Genomic DNA, 20,545 nt, shown 5'->3' with positions numbered 1-20,545 from the left:
GGGTTTTCTGAAAGGATTTTCAGACGGCCTGATTAAGTAATAAAGCCGTCTGAAAAAGTGAGTAACAACAGGTTAGTTACCGACGGCTTTTACCAGCAGATTCAGCGGTGACAAAGCAATCGCGGTTACCGCCACCGCCGCGTCGCCCGCCAAAGTCAGCGGGGTCATGATGATGTTACTGGTCAATTTGTAGTAATCGGTTTGCTTGGTGGTCACTTCATAGCGGATTGCCACCGGTACGCTTTGATCGAAGCGGTAATCGGCTTTCATCTGCTGCGGCACGTTGTAATATTTACCTGCCGCTTCGATGCAGCGTACATACGCGGTTTGCTTGTCAATTTTGGTTTCTTTAAATGATAAAGCTTGCAATTGCTTGATTTCCGATGCTTTTTCGGTATCGTAGCGCAGGCAGAAATTGCTGGAAAATTCCGCGCTGTCAGCTTTCTTCAGGGTAACGGGCAATGCTTCGTAGCGGTAACGCGGATTATGCTGCACCATTTGGAACTGCTTGTCCAACTTGATATTTAAAATTTCAACCAGCTTGGCAGAATCGGCGGGATTGACGATAAACCAATATTTGCCGCCCATCATCACCAAACTGCCGCGCTCGAGTTGGGCGGTGCTTTCTTTAACCGTACCGAAGGCGTGGATATTGTCTTTACCAACCAACGGAAAAGTCGTGGTCTCGCCAAACGGGTCGTTCATCCCCCACATCATCCAAGTACAGCCGTTTAACAACACCGTTGCCGCTACAAGCGCAGCGGTAGTTTTCATTGCTTTCATGGTCATGCCTCCTGTCGATTGGGTATTTTTCAGACGGCCTATCTGTTCATCACAAGGCCGTCTGAAAACAAAAAGACTTACTCCTCACCCTCTTCCGCAAAGTCCGCCTCATCGCCGCCGTCCTGCTGGTCTTCCATCACGGCTTTGATTTCCTGAAACAAGGCTCGGAAGTTTTTCGGCGGTTTGCCCTGCTCCTGCTCTTTGCGGGTGTTGCGGATTAAAGTGCGCAGCTTACCCGCGTCGGCAAGGGGATAATCGGCGATAAAGGCGGTCAGCGCGCCATCATCGGCAATCAGTCGTCCGCGCGCCTGCTCCACCCGTTGCAAAAAGGCATTGTGTGCCGCATTGTCGCCGCGCAGTTTGGCCAAAAACTGCTCGATAGGCTCGGGATCGGTGTCGCGCATCAGACGGCCGATAAATTGCGCCTGCCGTTTGAGTGCGCCGTTGGAAGTGATTTTTTTATACGTCTGCACCGCTTCGAACAATTCTTCGGACAAACCGATTTTTTTCAAGGTATCGGTCGAGAGCTTGGTCAGTGCCATGCCCAAATCCTGCAAATCGTTCATCTGCTTTTTCATGCGGGTTTTGCTGACCCATTCGTCTTGGTTTTCAAACATTTTTCTAAACCTTCGTTTCAACCGCCGTATTCTAACACGGTAACGCCACACCGTATTATGCCGATATATTTTGGTAATCGGCACATTTCTACCGATGCCGTCTGAAAACAGTTAAAATGCGCGAAACAATCAACGGGAAGCACCATGCTGTTCAACCATACCCAAAACGAACTGATCCAATTATGCGCGGACACGCTGTCGCTGGCGGAGCAATACGGCGCAACGGCGGCGGAAGCCGACTTCAGCGAATCACTCGGACAAAGCGTGAGCGTACGCCTGAACGAAATCGAACAAATCGAATTCCAGCAGGACAAATCCCTCGACATCACCGTGTACGTCGGCCAACGCAAAGGCCGTGCCTCCACCGCCGACTTTTCGGCACAGGCCTTAAGCGACACGGTAAAAGCCGCCATCGACATCGCCCGCTACACCGCCGAAGACGAGTGCGCGGGCTTGGCCGATGCGGAACTGATGGCGCGGCACATCACCGACTTCGACCGCTACCACGAATGGGATTTGAGTGCGGAACAAGCGGTGGAAATGGCCAAAGCCTGCGAACAGGCCGCACTCGATACCGACAAACGCATCGGAAACTCAGAAGGCGCGGGCGTGCACACAGGCCATTACCAATACGTTTACGGCAACTCCCACGGCTTTATGGCACACCAGCAAGGTACCCGCCACAGCATCTCATGCAGCGTAGTCGCCGCCGACGGGCAAGGTATGCAGCGCGATTACTGGTACGACACCTCCTGCCGCCACCCCGACATAGACCGCCCCGAATCCATCGGACGCACCGCCGCCGAACGCGCCCTGCGCCGCCTCAGCAGCCGCAGCATCCCCACCGGCACTTATCCCGTATTGTTCGACACAACCATATCGGGCGGTTTAATCGGCCACCTGGTCGGCGCACTCAGCGGCGGCGCACTCTACCGCCAAAGCAGTTTCCTCATTAACAGCATCGGCAAAACCATCCTGCCCGAGTTTGCCAACCTGCGCGAAGAACCGCACATCCCCCGCGCCTTCGGCAGCACCTGTTTCGACTCCGAGGGCGTAGCCACACAACCGCGCTTCGTCATCCGCAACGGCGTGGTCGAGGGCTATTTTCTGAGCAGTTACAGTGCGCGCAAACTCGGCATGACCACCACCGCCAATGCAGGCGGCGCACACAACCTCTACCTTGATTCCACCCATCCCGACCAAACCGCCCTGCTGAAAGAAATGGGCAGCGGCCTATTGGTTACCGAACTGATGGGTCAGGGCGTGAACACCATCACCGGCGACTACTCGCGCGGCGCGGCGGGATTTTGGGTGGAAAACGGAATCATTGCCTATCCCGTCCACGAAATCACCATTGCCGGCCGCCTGCAGGATATGTACCGCAACATCGCCGGCATCGCCGACGACGCATTACGCCGTTCGTCCAACAAAATCGGTTCGATTCTCGTCAGCCAAATGACCGTAGCAGGCTCGTAACCGGACATATCCGCACACTTTTGCGCCGACAAACCTGAAAAGCCGTCTGCAAATCCGATTTTGCAGACGGCTTTTACCGGTGCAAAAACTGTTTCACTGCCAGCAATTTTCATGGCTTGAATAAAATATGGCCATTCAACACAATCCGTGTCAAATGACCATACACCATACGAAGAACGGCTGATTTACCGAAAAAACCGCCTTCCATTCAAACAGCCAAGCACTTTCAGGCCGGCATTCCGGCGTCGCCGCACTTAGCCCTTATTCACTTCTTCAAGCCATGCCAGTGCTTTGGCCTGCCATGCTTTTGCTTGGTCATTGTCAAACTTCTGCATAGCAGCAATCTGTTCATGAATTTTAGCCTGCATCTCGGGTGTATCTTGAAGATACCGCTGCTTCATGGGTTCGAGCAGCAAGGCTTCCAGCAGATACAGATTCAAATCCGACTTCAATTCCGGCAACTGCAATAAATGTCTTAATGCCGAATACGCCTTTTCCGGCTGATTCAGCGCAATGCTTGCACGCAGATAGGCATTGTGCCGCCCATAGTTGTACACCACTTCATCAACGGCTATCGATTGCTGCAGGCTCGGCAGTTTCAAAGGCAAACTTTGTTCGGCATAAACCAAAGCCAAACGGCTGGCATTTTCGCTTAGAAAGTGTTCGGCAAGGTGTACCAGCGATTCGGCGTTTTCGGGCGAATTGTCAAACGCCAACTGCCACTGGTAAACCGCTTTTTCTATTTGTCCGAGCCGCACATATTCGCCCGCCAAAGACATCAATGTATAACGGCGATGTTCCGAACCTGCGTCTGCATAGTTTAAACTTTTGGCATACCACTCTGCCGCTTTCTCATGCATTTTGGCATCACGGTATGACTGCGCGCAGAAAAAAGCGTTTTGGGCACATAAAACCCTGTCGTCATCTTCGCTGAAATATTTCTCCAACATCAGCGCATCTTCATAATATCTTTTCGGATTTTGGCTGCGCGCCCCAAAACGCCCCGACACCACGTGATAATCCCCCTCAATCAGCGTCTGCACGCTCGGGCGTTCGATATGGAGCTGTTCGTGTACCGCACCGCGCCACTTCCATTGCGGATCGTTTTTAATCAACAGGCGGCGCGTATAAAAACGGTCTGTCGAATACTGGTTCCGCATTTTGAAAAAATAAGCATCGGAAACAAGGTTTGCACTCGGCTTCAGATTGATATCGCCGACAAGCCTGTCGTCCGCATCGAAAAAGAACAGATAATCCGCCTTGCCGTGTGCCGCCTCCATCGCCAGTTGGCGGTTATGCCCAAAATGCTTCCATTCGTGATGCACCAATTCGCCTTTAATCCCTTTTTCGGCAAAAAAACGGCAAATCCGCTCAGGCGTATCATCGGTCGAACCGGTATCGGCAATGACCCAATAATCCAGCGGAATATACTCAAGGATATTGCAAAGCGTTTCTTCGATAATCTCCGCTTCGTTTTTAACAATCATATTTAAACAAATGGTGGACATAATGTTTCAGCAACACAAAATAAACAATCAAAATCGTATATTAACAAATTTTACCCGCTCCAAATAGCTCAAACATACAAATGCCGTCTGCAAATATGCCATATGCAGACGGCATTACCCTTTTCATCGCAACTTTCTCCCCGCCGGACATTCAGGCAACATACCGTTATTCATACCGTTCCGACAGATTTCATGATAAAATTACAAACCGTTACAAGAAGCAGCCAACAACAGTCTTTCGGTAACGCCTGCCGCCGGATATTCTCTTTTTTTCAGACGGCCTTTTGTTATTTACGCTCAACTTACTGCAACAGGATATAAAAATGTCAAACACATTAAAAGAAGCCGCACTCAAATTTCATGAATTTCCCGTGCCCGGCAAAGTATCGGTAACACCGACCAAATCGCTTTCCACCCAAGAAGAATTGGCACTGGCCTACTCTCCGGGCGTTGCCTTCCCCTGCTTGGAAATCGAAGCCAATCCCCAAGATGCCTACAAATACACCGCAAAAGGCAACTTGGTCGGCGTCATCTCCAACGGTACTGCCGTATTGGGCTTGGGCAACATCGGCGCATTGGCCGGCAAGCCCGTGATGGAAGGCAAAGGCGTATTGTTTAAAAAATTCGCCGGCATTGACGTGTTCGACATCGAAATCGACGAAAAAGACCCGCAAAAACTGGTGGACATCATCGCTTCCTTAGAGCCGACTTTCGGCGGCATCAACTTGGAAGACATCAAAGCACCCGAATGCTTCTACATCGAACAAGAACTACGCAAACGCTGCAAAATCCCGGTATTCCACGATGACCAGCACGGTACCGCCATCATCACCGCCGCCGCCGTATTGAACGCCCTGCGCTTTACCGGCCGCAAAGCCGAAGAAGCGACTTTGGTCTGCTCCGGTGCGGGCGCAGCTGCGATTGCCTGCCTGAACCAGCTCTTGGCCGTCGGCTTGAAACGCGAAAACATCACCGTTTGCGACTCCAAAGGAGTGATTTACAAAACCCGAGAAGACAAAGACCGCATGGACGAATCCAAACAATTCTACGCGGTTGAAGACAACGGCCAACGCAGCTTGGCCGATGCCGTTGCCGGTAAAGACATTTTCTTGGGCTTGTCGGGCGCGAACCTGCTGACACCGGAAATGCTGAACACCATGAACGAGAAACCGATTGTGTTCGCCATGGCCAATCCGAATCCGGAAATCCTGCCGCCGCTGGCCAAAGAAACCCGCGCCGACGTGGTAATCGGTACCGGACGTTCCGACTTCCCGAACCAAGTCAACAACGTATTGTGCTTCCCGTTTATCTTCCGCGGTGCGCTGGATTGCGGCGCAACCACCATCAACGAAGAAATGAAACTGGCCTGCGTGTACGCACTGGCTGATTTGGCGATGGAAGAAGTACCGGAGGAAGTGGTTGCCGCTTACGGTCAAAAATTCGAATTCGGTGCGGACTATCTGATTCCGACTGCTTTCGACCCGCGCCTCTTGCCGCGAGTAGCCGCCGCTACCGCCAAAGCCGCGATGGAAAGCGGCGTGGCCAGCCGTCCGATTGCCGATTTGGAAGCCTACCAAGCCAAATTGAGCGAAATGAAGTTATAACGCAGTTTTAAAACCATCAAGGCCGTCTGCAAAACCGACACCGAAGGATTTATCCTATGATACGGTATGCAAATTTGCAGACGGCCTTTTTTTATTTTCAAACCCGATAAAATATCGTTCTAAAAAAATAAAAATGATACGGCACTGCTCCGCATCATCTAGGGCTTGCGGCAACGCCGTATCATTCCGATTTTGGATAAAGATAAACTGTTCTCCGACTGCCCATCTGCTCAATATCTGCATCTGGAAGTTGAATATAAACCGTTTATTTTAATAAAGTTTTCCAATCCAAACCGCTTTTCGAGCGAACTTGTGTTACTTCCTGCGTTTCCAGATTGATGGCGGTCAGTTCTCCTCCCCACAACGCACCGGTATCGAGCGAAATGATGTTGTGCTCGTTCATATAACCCAGCGACGACCAATGCCCGAATACAATCGTATGGTCGAGATTCTTTCTGTCCGGCACGCGAAACCACGGGCGAAGATAGAGCGGCATCTTATCAAGCGTAGCTTTAAAACTGTAATCCAGCTCATTTTTGTAGGTCAGCGCGCGCATTCGGGTAAAAGCGTTCACAATCAGGCGCAGGCGGTCATACCCTTCAAGGTTTTCATGCCATTCGGTCGGTTTGTTGCCGTACATTTTGGCAAAGAATTTTTCATATTTTCCGCCCTGCAATTCGGCCTCTGCCTCGCGCGCCAAGCTCCCCGCCTTTTCGATGCTCCATTGGGGCAGTATACCGGCGTGCACCATGACACGACTGCCTTCCCGCACCATCAAAGGTTGGTGGCGCAGCCAGTCAAACCACTTGCCGCTGTCGGGATGTTTTAAAATCGGGCTGATGGTATCGCTGCGTTTGACGCTGCCGTGTCCGTATCCGACGGCAAGCAAATGCAGATCGTGGTTACCCAAAACCATCTGCACGCTGCTGTCGTGTTTCATGGCAAACTGCAGCGTTTCCAATGATTTCGGCCCCCGATTGACTATATCGCCGGTCAGCCAGAGCGTATCTTTTCCGTGGTTAAAATCAAGTTTGCGTAACAGCGCGACAAGCTCGTCAAAGCAGCCTTGAATATCGCCGATTGCGTAATGTGCCATAATTTTTATCAGTATCTGTTATCAACAATAAATTTCAGACGGCTTAGGCCGTCTGAACAATGCAGGCAGCGTCAGCCTGCCCTTCTTCAATCATCAATTTCCTGCGGATAAAGTGCCGTCAAATCAAAACACGGGACAACAGGCTGCAACCGGTATTGAGGCCGTCTGCAAAACCGTACCGCCCCCATCGGCAGGATACGATGATGTTTTATAGTCGAATAAAATAAGAATGAGACAAGGCAGCGAAGCCGCAGACAGTACACATAGTACGGCAAGGCAAAGCAACGCTGTATCATTCTTATTTTAAATGACTATACTTACCGCTCAACATCAAGCGTTCAGGACCAATACCGCTTCTGCTTCCACCTGTACGCCTTTGGGCAACGAAGCCACGCCGATGGCGGCGCGAGCAGGGAAAGGTTGGGGCATAAACTCGGCCATTACTTCGTTGAAAATGGCGAAGTTGCCCAAGTCGGTCAAGTAAGCGTTAACTTTGACGATGTCGCCCAATGTGCCGCCGGCCGCTTCGGCTACGGCTTGCAGGTTTTTAAACACTTGCACGGCTTCGGCGCGGAAATCGCCGCCGCCGACCACTTCCATGGTTGCCGGATCAAGCGGAATCTGGCCGCTCATGTAAACGGTATCGCCCGCGCGGACGGCTTGGCTGTATGCGCCGATGGCGGCAGGGGCATTGTCGGTGTGGATAATGGTTTTCGCCATGATTTTCTCCTGAGATGCGTTTTTCGAGAAGCGTTATTATCGTATAAATTATGGGCTTTGAATAGATTTACAGACGGCTTGGCCGTCTGTAAACATTACAAAAAGCATTGCAATAAATCGTTTAAAAACAATCTGCCCTGTGCGGTCGGGCGAAACATAGCAGGGTCGTTTTCCAACAAACCTTTCCGGCGTGCGGTTTCGATTTGCGCCATGATTTGTGCGGTAGGTACGCCCGTGCGCTCTTGCAGCATGGCGGCGGGTACGCCGTCGGTCAGGCGCAGCGCGTTCATCATAAACTCAAACGCCAAATCATCGGCGGCAATGTTTTTGCGCTCAATCGCGGCAGTCGGATTTTCCCGCATGGCCGCGAGGTATTCGCTCGGATGGCGGCGGCGGGTGGTGCGCTCGATGCGGTCGTGATGGGAAATTTTGCCGTGTGCGCCAGCGCCGATGCCGAGATAGTCGCCAAACTGCCAGTAGTTCAGGTTGTGGCGGCATTCTTTGCCCGCTTTGGCGAAAGCGGAGGTTTCGTAATGTTTGAAACCTGCTTCGGCCAGCGCGGCGTGTACCGCGTCTTCAATATCCAACGCGGCTTCGTCTTGCGGCAGGCCTTGGGGCGGCGTATGGCCGAACACGGTGTTCGGCTCCATCGTCAGGTGGTAGGCACTGATATGCGTTGCGCCGGTGGCAATCGCCTTATTGACATCGCTAAAGGCCGTCCGAACGGTTTGTTTCGGCAGCGCATACATCAAATCGATATTGACTTTTTCAAACACATTCAAAGCGGTATCAATCGCCTTTAACGCCTCGCCGCTGTTGTGCACGCGCCCCAAGCGGGCAAGCATTTCATCATTAAAGCTCTGCACGCCGATGGAAAGCCGCGTGATGCCTGCGTCTTTGAAGCCTTTGAATTTTTCGGTTTCAAACGTGCCCGGATTGGCTTCCAGCGTGATTTCCGCTTCGGGCTGCAATTTCACCAACGCGCGTATGCCGCTCAACAGCCGGTCAATCGCTGCGGCGGAAAACAGGCTGGGCGTGCCGCCGCCGATAAATACGGTTTCCACCGCCCGCCCCCAGACATGGGGCAGCTCGGTTTGCAGGTCGGCCAGCAGCGCATCTGTATATTCCGCTTCGGGCAGGCCGTTTTGCAGGTTTTTGATGCTGTGGGAGTTGAAGTCGCAATAGGGGCATTTTTTGATGCACCACGGAATATGGATATAAAGCGACAAGGGCGGCAGCGCGGTGAGTTTTCCGGCTTGCGGGAAGATGACGGGGTTCATGTGTTGGTTTTGATTTGGGATTAAGGCCGTCTGCAAAATGAGAGATACCGAGCGGCTTCACGATACGGCCGTTTTGATGACTTTCGGGGGTTCGGCACAAATCATTTATTGCAATTTGCAGACGGCATGTACATCATTAAGGTACTAATTTGGCGGGATATTCGCACAAATCCTGAATCATGCAGCCGCCGCATTGGGGCTTGAGGGCTTTGCAAGTGTAGCGGCCGTGCAAAATCAGCCAATGGTGCGCGTCCATCAAAAATTCCTTCGGAATAAAACGCATCAATTTGTCTTCCACTTCGCGCACATTTTTGCCCGGTGCGATTTTGGTCCGGTTGGCCACGCGGAAAATATGCGTATCCACTGCCATCACCGGTACACCGAATGCAGTATTCAATACGACATTGGCGGTTTTCCGCCCTACGCCGGGCAATTCTTCCAATGCCGCGCGGTCTGCCGGCACTTCTCCGTTGTATTTTTCCAGCAGAATCCGGCAGGTTTGCATGATGTGTTTCGATTTGGTTTTATACAGCCCGATGGTTTGGGTATAAGACATTACCCCGTCCAGCCCCAAATCCAGCATGGCCTGCGGCGTATTGGCCACGGCAAACAGCTTGTCGGTTGCTTTGTTTACGCCGACATCCGTTGCCTGCGCCGACAGCAATACGGCAATCAGCAGCTCAAACGGGGAGTTGAAATTCAATTCTGTGGTCGGGTGCGGATTGGCTGCGCGGAAACGCTCGAAAATTTCTTGTCTGATGGCTTTATTCATAACAAACAGTAAAAAACAACAAAAAGGCCGTCTGCAAAACCGCTGAATCTGCAGTTTCAGACGGCATTGTCAGAGATTAGCGGCGCAAAACCGCGCTGCCTAGATATTTCCGCACACCGTCTGAAATGGCCTGTGCACATTGTCTGCGGAATGCTTCGCTGGCCAGCAGTTTTTCTTCGATCGGATTGGAAATAAAAGCGGTTTCCACCAAAACAGACGGAATATCCGGCGCACGCAAGACGGCGAAATTGGCTTCGTCCACACGGCCTTTGTGCAATTTATTGAGCTTGCCCAACTCATTCAAAACCGCCTGCGCCAGCTTGCGGCTGTCGCGCATGGTAGCGGTTTGGGTCATATCCAAAATCGCATTGTCCACCTGCACATTGCCGCTGACCTGAACGCCGCCGATGGCATCAGCATTATTCTGCGTTTGCGCCAAAAAGCGTGCCGCCGCGCTGCTTGCCCCACGCGGATTGAGAATATATACCCCCGTACCGCGCGCGGTCGGGCTGGTAAACGAATCCGCATGAATGGAAACGAATATATCTGCCTGCAAGGTCCGGGCTTTCGCCACACGCACGTTCAGCGGGATAAACACATCTTCGTTGCGCGTCATGTGTACCGTATAACCAAACGCTTCCAAGCGTTTTTTGGTTTCCCGCGCCACAGACAATACCACGTCTTTTTCGCGCAATCCGTTCGGGCTGACTGCGCCCGGGTCTTCACCGCCATGCCCCGGATCGAGCACCACTACCGGCTTGCGGCGGCCGCGGTCGGACTGCTGGGTCGGCTTGCTGATACGCGCCGGTTGTTCCGTTGCCTTGGTACGTCCCGAAGACGATGCTGCCGCATTAGCATTGAGCAGAGCCATCATCGGATCGTCGGGATCCATGCCTTGAGGATACAAATCAATAACCAACCGGTGTTTGAAACCGCCTACCGGCGCAAGAGTGAAAACCTGCGGATTGACGCTTTGCTTCAAATCCACCACCAAGCGCACCGTAGTCGGTGTATTTTGCCCGACACGGATACTGCGGATAAACGGATCGTCGGCCTGTACTTTACCCGACAAACCCTGCAACACCTGATTGATGTGGGCGTTTTCAATATCCACCACCAGCCGTGTGGGATTCTCCAGCGTAAAATGCTGGTAACGCACGGCGCGGGAACTTTCTACGGTAATGCGGGTATAGGCGTGTGCCGGCCAGATACGGGTGGCCACAAACTGCGCGGGCGTTGCCGTTTTTGCCAGCGCATGGGAAATCGGCGTTAATGCAAACAGCAGTCCGGCCGCCTTGCGTACTGCCTGCCTTCTTGTTAGTTTAACCATGCTTCCAAACTTTTCCGGCCCTTATCGGTATGTGCTGCGGCGGTGAAACGGCGGCCTTCTCCGGCGTGTTCCAATGATACGGTAATATCGGCAGCCGGCGTAAATTCTCCGCCTTGTTGCGGCCACTCAATCAGGCAAACGCAATCTGCTCCGAACAAATCGTCCAAACCGGCATCTTCCCATTCTTCAGGCATAGAAAAACGGTATAAATCGAAATGATGCAGCGTAAAACCATCGAAAGGATAAGATTCGACAATGGCATAAGTCGGGCTTTTTACTGCCCCTTCATGCCGCAAGCCGCGCAACAAACCGCGTGTAAACGTGGTTTTTCCCGCACCCAAATCACCTTGCAGATACACGACCAGCGGCGCGGCGAGCGATTGCGCCCACTCTGCACCAAGTGCCAAAGTGGCCTCTTCATCGGGCAAAAAACGGGAAACAGCGGCATTGTCGGTCATCATCCTGCCTTTTATTGATGTATAAAGGGTTAATTATCCGTCAATCACGGCAGTTTGAAAACCACGCAAATGCTAAAGTTTCGCTAAATGCCGTCTGCAAAATACAGCATACTGCATCAGAACCTTTGCAAAGCAGATGAAACCGCCGAGCGAAGCGTGTAAAATACCTGCATTATCACTACGGTACTGCAACATGACGACCAACACCCAACGCCCCATCGGAGTATTTGATTCCGGTGTCGGCGGCCTGACCAATGTCCGCGCCCTGATGGAGCGTTTGCCGATGGAGAACATTGTTTATTTCGGCGACACCGCCCGCGTTCCCTACGGCACGAAGTCTCGCGCCACCATCGAAACCTTTTCCATGCAGATTATCGATTTCCTGCTGGAGCATGATGTAAAAGCCTTGGTCATCGCCTGCAACACCATTGCCGCCACTGCCGGAAGCAAAATCCGCCAAAAAGCAGGCGGAATGCCCGTACTGGACGTGATTTCCGCAGGCGCGCAAGCAGCGCTGGACACTACCGCCAACAATAAAATCGGCATCATCGCCACCAATACCACCGTAAACAGCAATGCTTACGCCCGCGCCATCCACAGCAGCAACGCCGATACGCTGGTACGCACCCAAGCCGCGCCGCTTTTAGTGCCGTTGGTGGAAGAAGGCTGGCTCGATCATGAAGTGACCCGCCTGACCGTCCGCGAATATCTCAAGCCGCTGTTGGTAGACGGTATTGATACCTTGGTTTTGGGCTGCACCCATTTTCCGCTGCTCAAGCCGCTGATTAGTCAGGAAGCACCCGACATTACGCTGGTTGACTCCGCCATTACCACCGCCGAAGCCACCGCCAAAGCCCTCGCTTCCGCCGGTTTGCTCAATACCGACAACCCGTCTCCGGACTACCGTTTTTACGTCAGCGACATTCCGCTGCGCTTCCGCACCATCGGCGAACGCTTCTTGGGCCGCAGCATGGAACAGATTGAAATGGTTGCGCTGGGCTGATCGGCTGCTTTGCAAACCATTATCAAACGCCCGAACCCGTATCCGCAAAAAAGGCCGTCTGCAAAATTACAGACGGCCTTTTGATTTATAGTCGAATAAAATAAGAATGAGACAAGGCAGCGAAGCCGCAGACAGTACACATAGTACGGCAAGGCAAAGCAACGCTGTATCATTCTTATTTTAAATGACTATACAAACAATAATATTTACAGGCAGCAGCACACAATCAAATCAAGCAAGCATAAAAGGCGACACCAAGCCGCCGTTATACCATGCCGCCTGCCTGCCCCATCATTTATCCGGTAACGATAACCGGCTTGTCAGTCGCAATAATCACACCACCGCCCAAGCAGACATCGCCATCATACAATACGGCAGACTGCCCCGGCGTTACCGCCCATTGCGGCTCGTCAAACATCAATTCCGCCGTTTCATCGTCCAAATAGCGCAACTCGCACGCCGCGTCCGCCATACGGTAACGGGTTTTGCAGGTATAACGCCCCGCTTTCGGACGCTCCGGCAGCGTAAAGCTCAAATCATTCATCACCAAACTGCGCGTATAAAGCAGCGGGTGATCGTGCCCCTGCACCACAATCAATTCGTTTTTGGCCAAATCTTTTGCCGCCACAAACCACGGCTCGCCCGCACCGCCGATGCCCAAGCCCTTGCGCTGTCCCAACGTATAAAACATCAACCCGACGTGCTCGCCGACTACCTTACCTTCCGGCGTAACCATCTTACCGTTATTGGTAGACAGGTATTTCTGCAAAAACTCACGAAACGGCCGCTCGCCGATAAAGCAAATACCCGTGCTGTCTTTTTTTGCCGCCGTCGGCAATCCAAACTCTTCCGCCAAACGGCGTACTTCCGGCTTTTCCAAGTCGCCCAACGGGAAAATCGCCCGCTCCAGTTGGAACGGTTTCAAGCGGTAGAGAAAATAGCTTTGGTCTTTATTGTTATCCAAACCTTTGAGCAGATAATGCACACCGTCGCGCACTTCCTTGCGCGCATAATGTCCGGTCGCAATCACATCCGCCCCCTGCTCCACGGCATAATCCAGAAAACATTTGAATTTGATTTCCGCATTACACAACACATCGGGATTCGGCGTGCGGCCGGCGCTGTATTCCTTTAAAAAATAAGCAAATACATTATCCTTATACTGCGCGGCAAAATTCACAATATCAATATCGATACCGACAATATCCGCCACCGCAATCGCATCAAACGAATCCTGCTTGATGCTGCAGTATTCGTCATTATCATCATCTTCCCAGTTCTGCATAAACACACCGCGCACCTGATGCCCCTGACGTTGCAGCAGCGCGGCAGTAACCGAAGAATCCACACCGCCGGAGAGCCCGACGATGATGTTTTGCAAAGTATCCGTTTTCATAACATCTGTATATTAAGGCAAGAACTGCCGATTTAAAGCACGATTTTAGCACCCGCCACATCCCATATCCACTTTAATATAACAAAAACATCTTTACACCAAACAAACCATTCTTTCCCATTTGCAGACGGCCTCGCTAAAGTTATGCCCAATCAAGCAACAAAGGAATCTCCACATGACCGCATCCACCGCCCCGCTCCTGCGCTTCATCACCGCCGGTAGCGTTGACGACGGCAAATCCACCCTCATCGGCCGTCTGCTCTACGACAGCAAAACCCTGCTGACCGACCAACTCGCCAAACTCGACCATGCCGCCGCCAACGGCGAAACACCCGACTTCGCCAGCCTCACCGACGGCCTCGCCGCCGAGCGCGAACAAGGCATCACCATCGACGTAGCCTACCGCTATTTCGCCACACCGAAACGCAAATTCATCATCGCCGACACCCCCGGCCACGAACAATACACCCGCAACATGGTAACAGGCGCATCCACCGCCGATGCCGCCATCGTTTTAGTGGACGCCACCCGTGTCGATTTCAGCAGCGGCACACCCGTATTGCTGCCGCAAACCAAACGCCACAGCGCCATTTTGAAGCTCCTCGGCTGCCCCCACATCATCGTTGCCGTCAACAAACTCGACCTGCTCGATTTCGACGAAGCCAAATATCAAGCCATTACCGAAGCCTATACCGCACTGGCGCAGCAAATCGGCCTCAAAGCCGCCGTACATTTCCTGCCCATCAGCGCACTGCAGGGCGACAATATCGTCAACAAAAGCACGCGCACCCCTTGGTACACCGGCCTGCCACTGCTCCCCCTGCTCGAAAGCCTGCCCGTTTCCCGCAACGATGCCGCCTCACTCGCCGCACACTTCCCCGTACAGCGCGTTGCCCGCCAAGACGGCAGCAGCAGCGACGATTTCCGCGGCTACCAAGGCCGCCTCGAAGCAGGCCGTCTGAAAACCGGCGACGAAATCAAAGTCCTGCCCGGCGGACAAACCGCCAAAATCGCCGAAATCTACAACCCCGACGGCAAAACCGAAACCGCCGAAGCAGGAGAAGTATTGACCATTACGCTCGATACCGACCTCGACATCTCGCGCGGCAACAGCATCGTTGCCGCCGGCAGCCAAACCGTTCCCAACCAGCAATACCAAGCCGCACTCTGCTGGTTTGACGAAACACCGCTCAATCTGCGCCGCAAATACCTGCTCAAACACACCACGCAGACCACCGCCGTCAAAATCAGCGAAATCGCCTATGTTTGGGACGTGAACACCTTAAGCCAAGTCCAATCCGCCACCGAACTCAAGCTCAACGACATCGGCCACGTCAGCCTCAAAACCCAACAGCCGCTGGCCGCCACCACTTACGGCGAAAACCCCGCCACCGGCGCATTTATCCTGATTGACGAAGCCACCAACCACACCGTCGCCGCCGGCATGATTCGCGCGGATCATCAAGCGGACAGCTTTGAAATTTAACGAACTTTGGCGTCCAAACCGATAAAAGGCCGTCTGTAAAATTGGTTGTTTTACAGACGGCCTTTTATCCAAACAAACCGCTTGGAATCCTTTCCCAACGCCTCATAACACCGGCACAAATACCGATTGAACCAACCCGACCCGCATTCTTTAAAACTCAAATTATAGTCATTTAAAATAAGAATGATACAGCGTTGCTTTGCCTTGCCGTACTATGTGTACTGTCTGCGGCTTCGCTGCCTTGTCTCATTCTTATTTTATTCGACTATATTTCAACTGTTTATGCCGAATAACAAACCATAAAGGCCGTCTGCAAAACAGGTATTTTACAGACGGCCTTTTCCGCTTGTTCAATCATGCAGCCTATACCGCTGCTTCGCTGCGCTCACCCGTGCGGATTCGGATTGCCTCCTCCACAGGATACACAAAAATCTTACCGTCGCCGATTTTACCGGAGCGGGCATTTTCAATGATGGCTTCAATAGCGCGTTCGACATCGTTGTCCGCCAAGACCAGCTCGACTTTCACTTTCGGCAGAAAATCAACCGCATATTCCGCGCCACGGTAAATTTCAGTGTGTCCTTTTTGGCGGCCAAAACCTTTAACCTCGGTAACGGTCATGCCGGTAATGCCGATTTCGGTCAACGCTTCACGCACATCATCGAGTTTGAACGGCTTGATAATCGCCTCGATTTTTTTCATTACCCTGTTCCTTTCTTTGGGGATTGGATATTTTGCAGACGGCCTGTTACAGGCATTCGGGCCGTCTGCAATTTTATAGTCATTTAAAATAAGAATGATACGGCGTGGCTTTGCCTTGCCGTACTATGTGTACTGTCTGCGGCTTCGCTGCCTTGTCTCATTCTTATTTTATTCGACTATATCTGTCTGAACGAAAACTACCATAATGCAGTATTTTATTCAAACGGATTAAGAAGCAGCCGCCCGCTATTCCGATATGATACGCCTTCCCCAAGCCGTCATTTTCGTGCTGACAAATTATCAACAGTTCCCCGCCGTTTCAGCGTATAATCCCCCTTTTTCCAACCGCATTTGAGAGCTGAATCTATGTCTGTTGTTTTGCCCCTGCGCGGTGTTGCCGCACTGTCTGATTTCCGTGTTGAAAAACTGCTGAAAAAAGCCGCCGCAGCCGGTTTGCCCGAAGTGGAACTGGAAAGCGAGTTTTGGTATTTTGTCGGCAGTGAAAACGCTTTAGACGCGGCCGCCGTCGAAAAACTGCACGCCCTGCTCGACGCGCAAAGCGTGGCTGAAGTGCCTGCCGCTTCAGACGGCCTGCATTTGTTTCTGATTACCCCGCGCATCGGCACGATTTCCCCTTGGACTTCCAAAGCCACCGACATTGCACACAACTGCGGCCTGTCTGAAATCGGGCGCATCGAACGCGGTACGGCGGTTTGGCTGAAAGGCCGTCTGAACGATGGGCAAAAACAGCAGTGGGCGGATCTGCTGCACGACCGCATGACCGAAAGCGTGTTGGCCGACATCGGCGCGGCGGCGCAATTATTCCGCCATATCGAGTCGGAAACTTTCTCTACCGTCGACGTATTGGCGCAAGGCAAAGCAGCCTTGGTCAAAGCCAACAGCGAATTGGGCTTGGCCTTATCCGCCGACGAAATCGATTATCTGGTGGAAAACTATCAGGCATTAAACCGCAATCCGAGCGATGTCGAGCTGATGATGTTCGCCCAAGCCAACAGCGAACACTGCCGCCACAAAATCTTCAACGCGGATTTCATCCTCAACGGCGAAAAGCAGCCGAAATCCCTGTTCCGCATGATCCGCGACACCCACGAAGCCCATCCGGAAGGCACCGTAGTCGCCTATAAAGACAATTCGTCGGTCATCGAAGGCGCGAAAATCGAACGCTTCTACCCGCACGCCGGTGAAAACCAAGCCTACCGCTTCCACGAAGAAGACACCCACATCATCATGAAAGTGGAAACCCACAACCACCCCACCGCCATCGCGCCGTTTGCGGGTGCGGCCACCGGCGCGGGCGGCGAAATCCGCGACGAAGGCGCGACCGGCAAAGGCTCGCGTCCGAAAGCGGGCTTAACCGGCTTTACCGTGTCCAACCTGAACATTCCGGATTTGGCGCAGCCTTGGGAGCAAGCCTACGGCAAACCCTGCCACATCGCTTCGCCGCTGGACATCATGATTGAAGGACCCATCGGCGGCGCGGCGTTCAACAACGAATTCGGCCGTCCGAACCTCTTGGGCTATTTCCGCACCTTTGAAGACAAGTTCGACGGCCAAGTGCGCGGCTACCACAAGCCGATTATGATTGCCGGCGGCTTGGGCAGCATTCAGGCGCAGCAAACCCATAAAGACGAAATTCCCGAAGGCGCGTTGCTGGTTCAGCTCGGCGGCCCGGGTATGCTCATCGGCTTGGGCGGCGGCGCGGCCTCCTCTATGGACACCGGTACCAACGACGCTTCTTTGGACTTCAACTCGGTGCAACGCGGCAACCCCGAAATCGAACGCCGCGCACAGGAAGTCATTGACCGCTGCTGGCAGTTGGGCGATAAAAACCCGATTATCTCGATTCACGACGTGGGCGCGGGCGGCTTGTCCAACGCCTTCCCGGAATTGGTAAACGATGCCGGACGCGGCGCGAAATTCAAACTGCGCGATGTGCCTTTGGAAGAACACGGCCTCACCCCGCTGCAAATCTGGTGCAACGAATCGCAAGAGCGTTATGTGTTGTCGATTCTGGAAAAAGATTTGGATACTTTCCGCGCCATCTGCGAGCGCGAACGCTGCCCGTTTGCCGTGGTCGGCACCGCTACCGACGACGGCCACCTGCAGGTGCGCGATGATTTGTTCGACAACAATCCGGTTGACCTGCCGCTCAACGTATTGCTGGGCAAACCGCCCAAAACCACCCGCAGCGACAACACCGTCGCCCGCCGAAGCGAAGCATTCGTTACAGACGGCATCGACCTGAAAGAAGCCGCCTACCGCGTGTTGCGCCTGCCGGCCGTTGCCGCGAAAAACTTCCTGATTACCATCGGCGACCGCAGCGTGGGCGGCATGACCCACCGCGACCAGATGGTCGGAAAATACCAAACCCCCGTGGCCGACTGCGCCGTGACCATGATGGGCTTCAACACCCATCGCGGCGAAGCCATGTCTATGGGCGAAAAACCAACCGTCGCCCTGTTTGACGCGCCCGCTTCCGGCCGTATGTGTGTGGGCGAAGCTATTACCAACATCGCCGCCGCCAACATCGGCGATATGGGCAACATCAAACTTTCCGCCAACTGGATGGCGGCCTGCGGCAATGCGGGCGAAGACGAAAAACTCTACCGCACCGTTGAAGCCACCTCGAAAATCTGCCAAGCCTTGGATTTGAGCATTCCGGTGGGCAAAGACTCGCTTTCAATGAAAACCGTATGGCAGGACGGCGCGGAGCAAAAATCCGTGGTATCGCCTTTGAGCCTGATTATTTCCGCCTTCGCCCCGGTGCAAGACGTGCGCAAAACCGTTACGCCCGAGCTGAAAAACGTTTCAGACAGCCTTTTGCTGGCGGTTGACTTGGGCTTCGGCAAAGCACGCATGGGCGGCTCGGCTTTGGGTCAGGTTTATAACAAGCTCACCGGCGAAGCCCCCGATGTGGACGATGCAGGCCGTCTGAAAGGCTTCTACAACGCCGTCCAGCAACTCATCGCCGAAGACAAACTCTTGGCCTACCACGACCGCGGCGACGGCGGCCTGTTTGCCACGCTGGCGGAAATGGCGTTTGCCGCACGTTGCGGCTTGGATGTAGATCTGACCGCCCTGTCCGCAGCGGGCGTATTGCCTGCGATGTTCAACGAAGAATTGGGTGCGGTTATCCAAATCCGCGCACAAGACTTGGCTGCGGTAGAAGCCGTATTCGCCGCCAACGGCTTGGCCGCAGCAGTGGCCAATATCGGCGCTCCGGCTGATTGCGAAACCCTGCGTTTCCGTGCCAATGGCAATGTAGTGCTGGAAGAAAGCCGTCTGAACCTGCAACGCGCTTGGCAGGAAACCAGCCATGCGATTCAAAAACTGCGCGACAATCCCGCCTGCGCTGACAGCGAATTTGCGCTGCTGGGCGACAACGGACGCAGCGCACTCTTTGCCGATTTGACCTTTGACGTGGAAGAAGACATCGCCGCCCCGTTTATCGCCACCGGCGCGAAACCGAAAATCGCCATCCTGCGCGAACAGGGCGTAAACGGACAAATCGAAATGGCAGCCGCCTTTACCCGCGCCGGTTTCGATGCCTACGACGTGCATATGTCCGACCTGATGGCCGGACGCGTGAAGCTCGACACCTTCCAAATGCTGGCTGCCTGCGGCGGCTTCAGCTACGGCGACGTACTCGGCGCAGGCGAAGGCTGGGCGAAATCCATCCTGTTCCACCCCGCCCTGCGCGACCAGTTTGCCGCTTTCTTCGCCAACCCTAACACGCTCACTTTGGGCGTATGCAACGGCTGCCAAATGGTCAGCAACTTGGCGGAAATCATCCCCGGCACCGAAAACTGGCCGAACTTCCGCCGCAACCTGAGCGAACAGTTCGAAGCCCGCCTGAGCATGGTCAACGTACCCAAATCCGCCTCGCTGATTCTCAACGAAATGGCCGGCAGCAGCCTGCCCGTCGTCGTCAGCCACGGCGAAGGCCGCGCCGACTTCACCCGCACCGGCGGCACCGTCCCCGCCAATCTGGAAATCGCGCTGCAATACGTCGACGGGCAAAACCAAGTCACCCAAACCTACCCGCTCAACCCCAACGGCTCGCCGCAGGGCATTGCGGGCGTAACCAACGCCGACGGCCGCGTCACCATCATGATGCCGCACCCCGAACGCGTATACCGCACCGCGCAAATGAGCTGGGCACCCGACAACTGGCAGGATGCCGAACTCTCCGGCTGGTACCGCCTGTTCGCCGGCGCACGTAAGGCTTTGGGTTAAGCTGTAACCGCCGCTTAACAAGCAAACCAAAAGGCCGTCTGCAAAATACCTATTTTG

Annotated in this window: 16 protein-coding genes; 5 read left to right on the top strand and 11 right to left on the bottom strand. The window is 53.6% G+C overall.

Going from position 1 to position 20,545, the window contains the following annotated elements:
* Positions 1–72 precede the first annotated feature (72 nt).
* Positions 73–783, bottom strand: coding sequence for a YidX family protein (locus EL111_RS04535; RefSeq protein ID WP_123794828.1), 711 nt, complete (start codon positions 781–783; stop codon positions 73–75).
* Between the two features lie 77 nt (positions 784–860).
* The gene (gene yjgA / locus EL111_RS04530) at positions 861–1,400 is read right to left on the bottom strand and encodes a ribosome biogenesis factor YjgA (RefSeq protein WP_123794829.1); all 540 of its coding nucleotides are present in this window, start codon (positions 1,398–1,400) and stop codon (positions 861–863) included.
* Positions 1,401–1,544: 144 nt separating this feature from the next.
* On the opposite strand from yjgA, the gene pmbA reads away from it, so the two are divergent.
* Entirely contained in the window at positions 1,545–2,876 is a 1,332-nt protein-coding gene (pmbA, locus tag EL111_RS04525; RefSeq protein WP_123794830.1) for a metalloprotease PmbA, read from the top strand.
* Between the two features lie 254 nt (positions 2,877–3,130).
* On the opposite strand, the gene EL111_RS04520 is transcribed toward pmbA, so the two are convergent.
* Positions 3,131–4,384, bottom strand: a complete 1,254-nt coding sequence (locus EL111_RS04520) for a glycosyltransferase (protein ID WP_123794831.1) — start codon at positions 4,382–4,384, stop codon at positions 3,131–3,133.
* 323 nt (positions 4,385–4,707) lie between these two features.
* Between EL111_RS04520 and EL111_RS04515 the strand changes: the two genes are divergently transcribed.
* Positions 4,708–5,988, top strand: a complete 1,281-nt coding sequence (locus tag EL111_RS04515; RefSeq protein ID WP_123794832.1) for a malic enzyme-like NAD(P)-binding protein — start codon at positions 4,708–4,710, stop codon at positions 5,986–5,988.
* 265 nt (positions 5,989–6,253) lie between these two features.
* Here the strand turns inward: EL111_RS04515 and EL111_RS04510 are convergent, their stop codons facing one another.
* From EL111_RS04510 to tsaE, 6 genes are all read right to left on the bottom strand, one after another.
* A complete protein-coding gene (locus tag EL111_RS04510) occupies positions 6,254–7,084 on the bottom strand; it encodes a symmetrical bis(5'-nucleosyl)-tetraphosphatase (protein ID WP_123794833.1) in 831 nt (276 codons plus the stop codon).
* A gap of 330 nt (positions 7,085–7,414) precedes the next feature.
* Positions 7,415–7,804, bottom strand: coding sequence for a RidA family protein (locus EL111_RS04505; protein ID WP_123794834.1), 390 nt, complete (start codon positions 7,802–7,804; stop codon positions 7,415–7,417).
* 95 nt (positions 7,805–7,899) lie between these two features.
* Complete coding sequence (gene hemW / locus EL111_RS04500) at positions 7,900–9,084, bottom strand: radical SAM family heme chaperone HemW (protein WP_123794835.1); 1,185 nt, start codon at positions 9,082–9,084, stop codon at positions 7,900–7,902.
* A 136-nt stretch (positions 9,085–9,220) separates the two neighbouring features.
* Entirely contained in the window at positions 9,221–9,856 is a 636-nt protein-coding gene (gene nth, locus EL111_RS04495; RefSeq protein WP_123794836.1) for an endonuclease III, read from the bottom strand.
* A 76-nt stretch (positions 9,857–9,932) separates the two neighbouring features.
* Positions 9,933–11,186 carry an N-acetylmuramoyl-L-alanine amidase gene (locus EL111_RS04490; protein ID WP_123794837.1) on the bottom strand — a complete coding sequence of 418 codons (1,254 nt, stop codon included), beginning with the start codon at positions 11,184–11,186 and terminating at the stop codon, positions 9,933–9,935.
* Positions 11,174–11,644 carry a tRNA (adenosine(37)-N6)-threonylcarbamoyltransferase complex ATPase subunit type 1 TsaE gene (gene tsaE / locus EL111_RS04485; protein WP_123794838.1) on the bottom strand — a complete coding sequence of 157 codons (471 nt, stop codon included), beginning with the start codon at positions 11,642–11,644 and terminating at the stop codon, positions 11,174–11,176. Before tsaE ends, EL111_RS04490 begins: the two co-directional genes overlap by 13 nt.
* 193 nt (positions 11,645–11,837) lie before the next feature.
* On the opposite strand from tsaE, the gene murI reads away from it, so the two are divergent.
* A complete protein-coding gene (gene murI, locus EL111_RS04480) occupies positions 11,838–12,647 on the top strand; it encodes a glutamate racemase (protein WP_123794839.1) in 810 nt (269 codons plus the stop codon).
* 295 nt (positions 12,648–12,942) lie between these two features.
* Here murI and mnmA read toward each other — a convergent pair whose 3' ends face one another.
* Positions 12,943–14,043 carry a tRNA 2-thiouridine(34) synthase MnmA gene (gene mnmA / locus EL111_RS04475; protein ID WP_123794840.1) on the bottom strand — a complete coding sequence of 367 codons (1,101 nt, stop codon included), beginning with the start codon at positions 14,041–14,043 and terminating at the stop codon, positions 12,943–12,945.
* A gap of 175 nt (positions 14,044–14,218) precedes the next feature.
* Here mnmA and EL111_RS04470 point away from each other — a divergent pair, with 175 nt between their 5' ends.
* On the top strand, positions 14,219–15,529 hold the full coding sequence (locus EL111_RS04470) for a sulfate adenylyltransferase subunit 1 (protein WP_123794841.1): 1,311 nt from the start codon (positions 14,219–14,221) through the stop codon (positions 15,527–15,529).
* Positions 15,530–15,892: 363 nt separating this feature from the next.
* Here the strand turns inward: EL111_RS04470 and EL111_RS04465 are convergent, their stop codons facing one another.
* Positions 15,893–16,231: a P-II family nitrogen regulator gene (locus EL111_RS04465; protein WP_123794842.1), complete on the bottom strand. Its 339-nt coding sequence runs from the start codon at positions 16,229–16,231 to the stop codon at positions 15,893–15,895.
* A 366-nt stretch (positions 16,232–16,597) separates the two neighbouring features.
* Between EL111_RS04465 and purL the strand changes: the two genes are divergently transcribed.
* The gene (purL, locus tag EL111_RS04460) at positions 16,598–20,488 is read left to right on the top strand and encodes a phosphoribosylformylglycinamidine synthase (RefSeq protein ID WP_123794843.1); all 3,891 of its coding nucleotides are present in this window, start codon (positions 16,598–16,600) and stop codon (positions 20,486–20,488) included.
* The last annotated feature ends 57 nt before the right edge of the window (positions 20,489–20,545 follow it).

This window comes from Neisseria animalis (genome assembly GCF_900636515.1).
Lineage (GTDB): Bacteria > Pseudomonadota > Gammaproteobacteria > Burkholderiales > Neisseriaceae > Neisseria > Neisseria animalis.
The sequence above is the reverse complement of the archived record's forward strand: the minus strand, read 5'-3'. Positions and strand labels throughout refer to the sequence as shown.

Bases quoted from the DNA above. Each gene is read 5' to 3' on its own strand.
- EL111_RS04520 (WP_123794831.1), bottom strand. From the start codon at position 4,384: ATGTCCACCATTTGTTTAAATATGATTGTTAAAAACGAAGCGGAGATT.
- pmbA (WP_123794830.1), top strand. From the start codon at position 1,545: ATGCTGTTCAACCATACCCAAAACGAACTGATCCAATTATGCGCGGAC.
- EL111_RS04515 (WP_123794832.1), top strand. From the start codon at position 4,708: ATGTCAAACACATTAAAAGAAGCCGCACTCAAATTTCATGAATTTCCC.
- mnmA (WP_123794840.1), bottom strand. From the start codon at position 14,043: ATGAAAACGGATACTTTGCAAAACATCATCGTCGGGCTCTCCGGCGGT.
- EL111_RS04470 (WP_123794841.1), top strand. From the start codon at position 14,219: ATGACCGCATCCACCGCCCCGCTCCTGCGCTTCATCACCGCCGGTAGC.
- EL111_RS04510 (WP_123794833.1), bottom strand. From the start codon at position 7,084: ATGGCACATTACGCAATCGGCGATATTCAAGGCTGCTTTGACGAGCTT.
- EL111_RS04535 (WP_123794828.1), bottom strand. From the start codon at position 783: ATGAAAGCAATGAAAACTACCGCTGCGCTTGTAGCGGCAACGGTGTTG.
- yjgA (WP_123794829.1), bottom strand. From the start codon at position 1,400: ATGTTTGAAAACCAAGACGAATGGGTCAGCAAAACCCGCATGAAAAAG.
- hemW (WP_123794835.1), bottom strand. From the start codon at position 9,084: ATGAACCCCGTCATCTTCCCGCAAGCCGGAAAACTCACCGCGCTGCCG.
- murI (WP_123794839.1), top strand. From the start codon at position 11,838: ATGACGACCAACACCCAACGCCCCATCGGAGTATTTGATTCCGGTGTC.
- tsaE (WP_123794838.1), bottom strand. From the start codon at position 11,644: ATGACCGACAATGCCGCTGTTTCCCGTTTTTTGCCCGATGAAGAGGCC.
- EL111_RS04490 (WP_123794837.1), bottom strand. From the start codon at position 11,186: ATGGTTAAACTAACAAGAAGGCAGGCAGTACGCAAGGCGGCCGGACTG.
- EL111_RS04505 (WP_123794834.1), bottom strand. From the start codon at position 7,804: ATGGCGAAAACCATTATCCACACCGACAATGCCCCTGCCGCCATCGGC.
- purL (WP_123794843.1), top strand. From the start codon at position 16,598: ATGTCTGTTGTTTTGCCCCTGCGCGGTGTTGCCGCACTGTCTGATTTC.
- EL111_RS04465 (WP_123794842.1), bottom strand. From the start codon at position 16,231: ATGAAAAAAATCGAGGCGATTATCAAGCCGTTCAAACTCGATGATGTG.
- nth (WP_123794836.1), bottom strand. From the start codon at position 9,856: ATGAATAAAGCCATCAGACAAGAAATTTTCGAGCGTTTCCGCGCAGCC.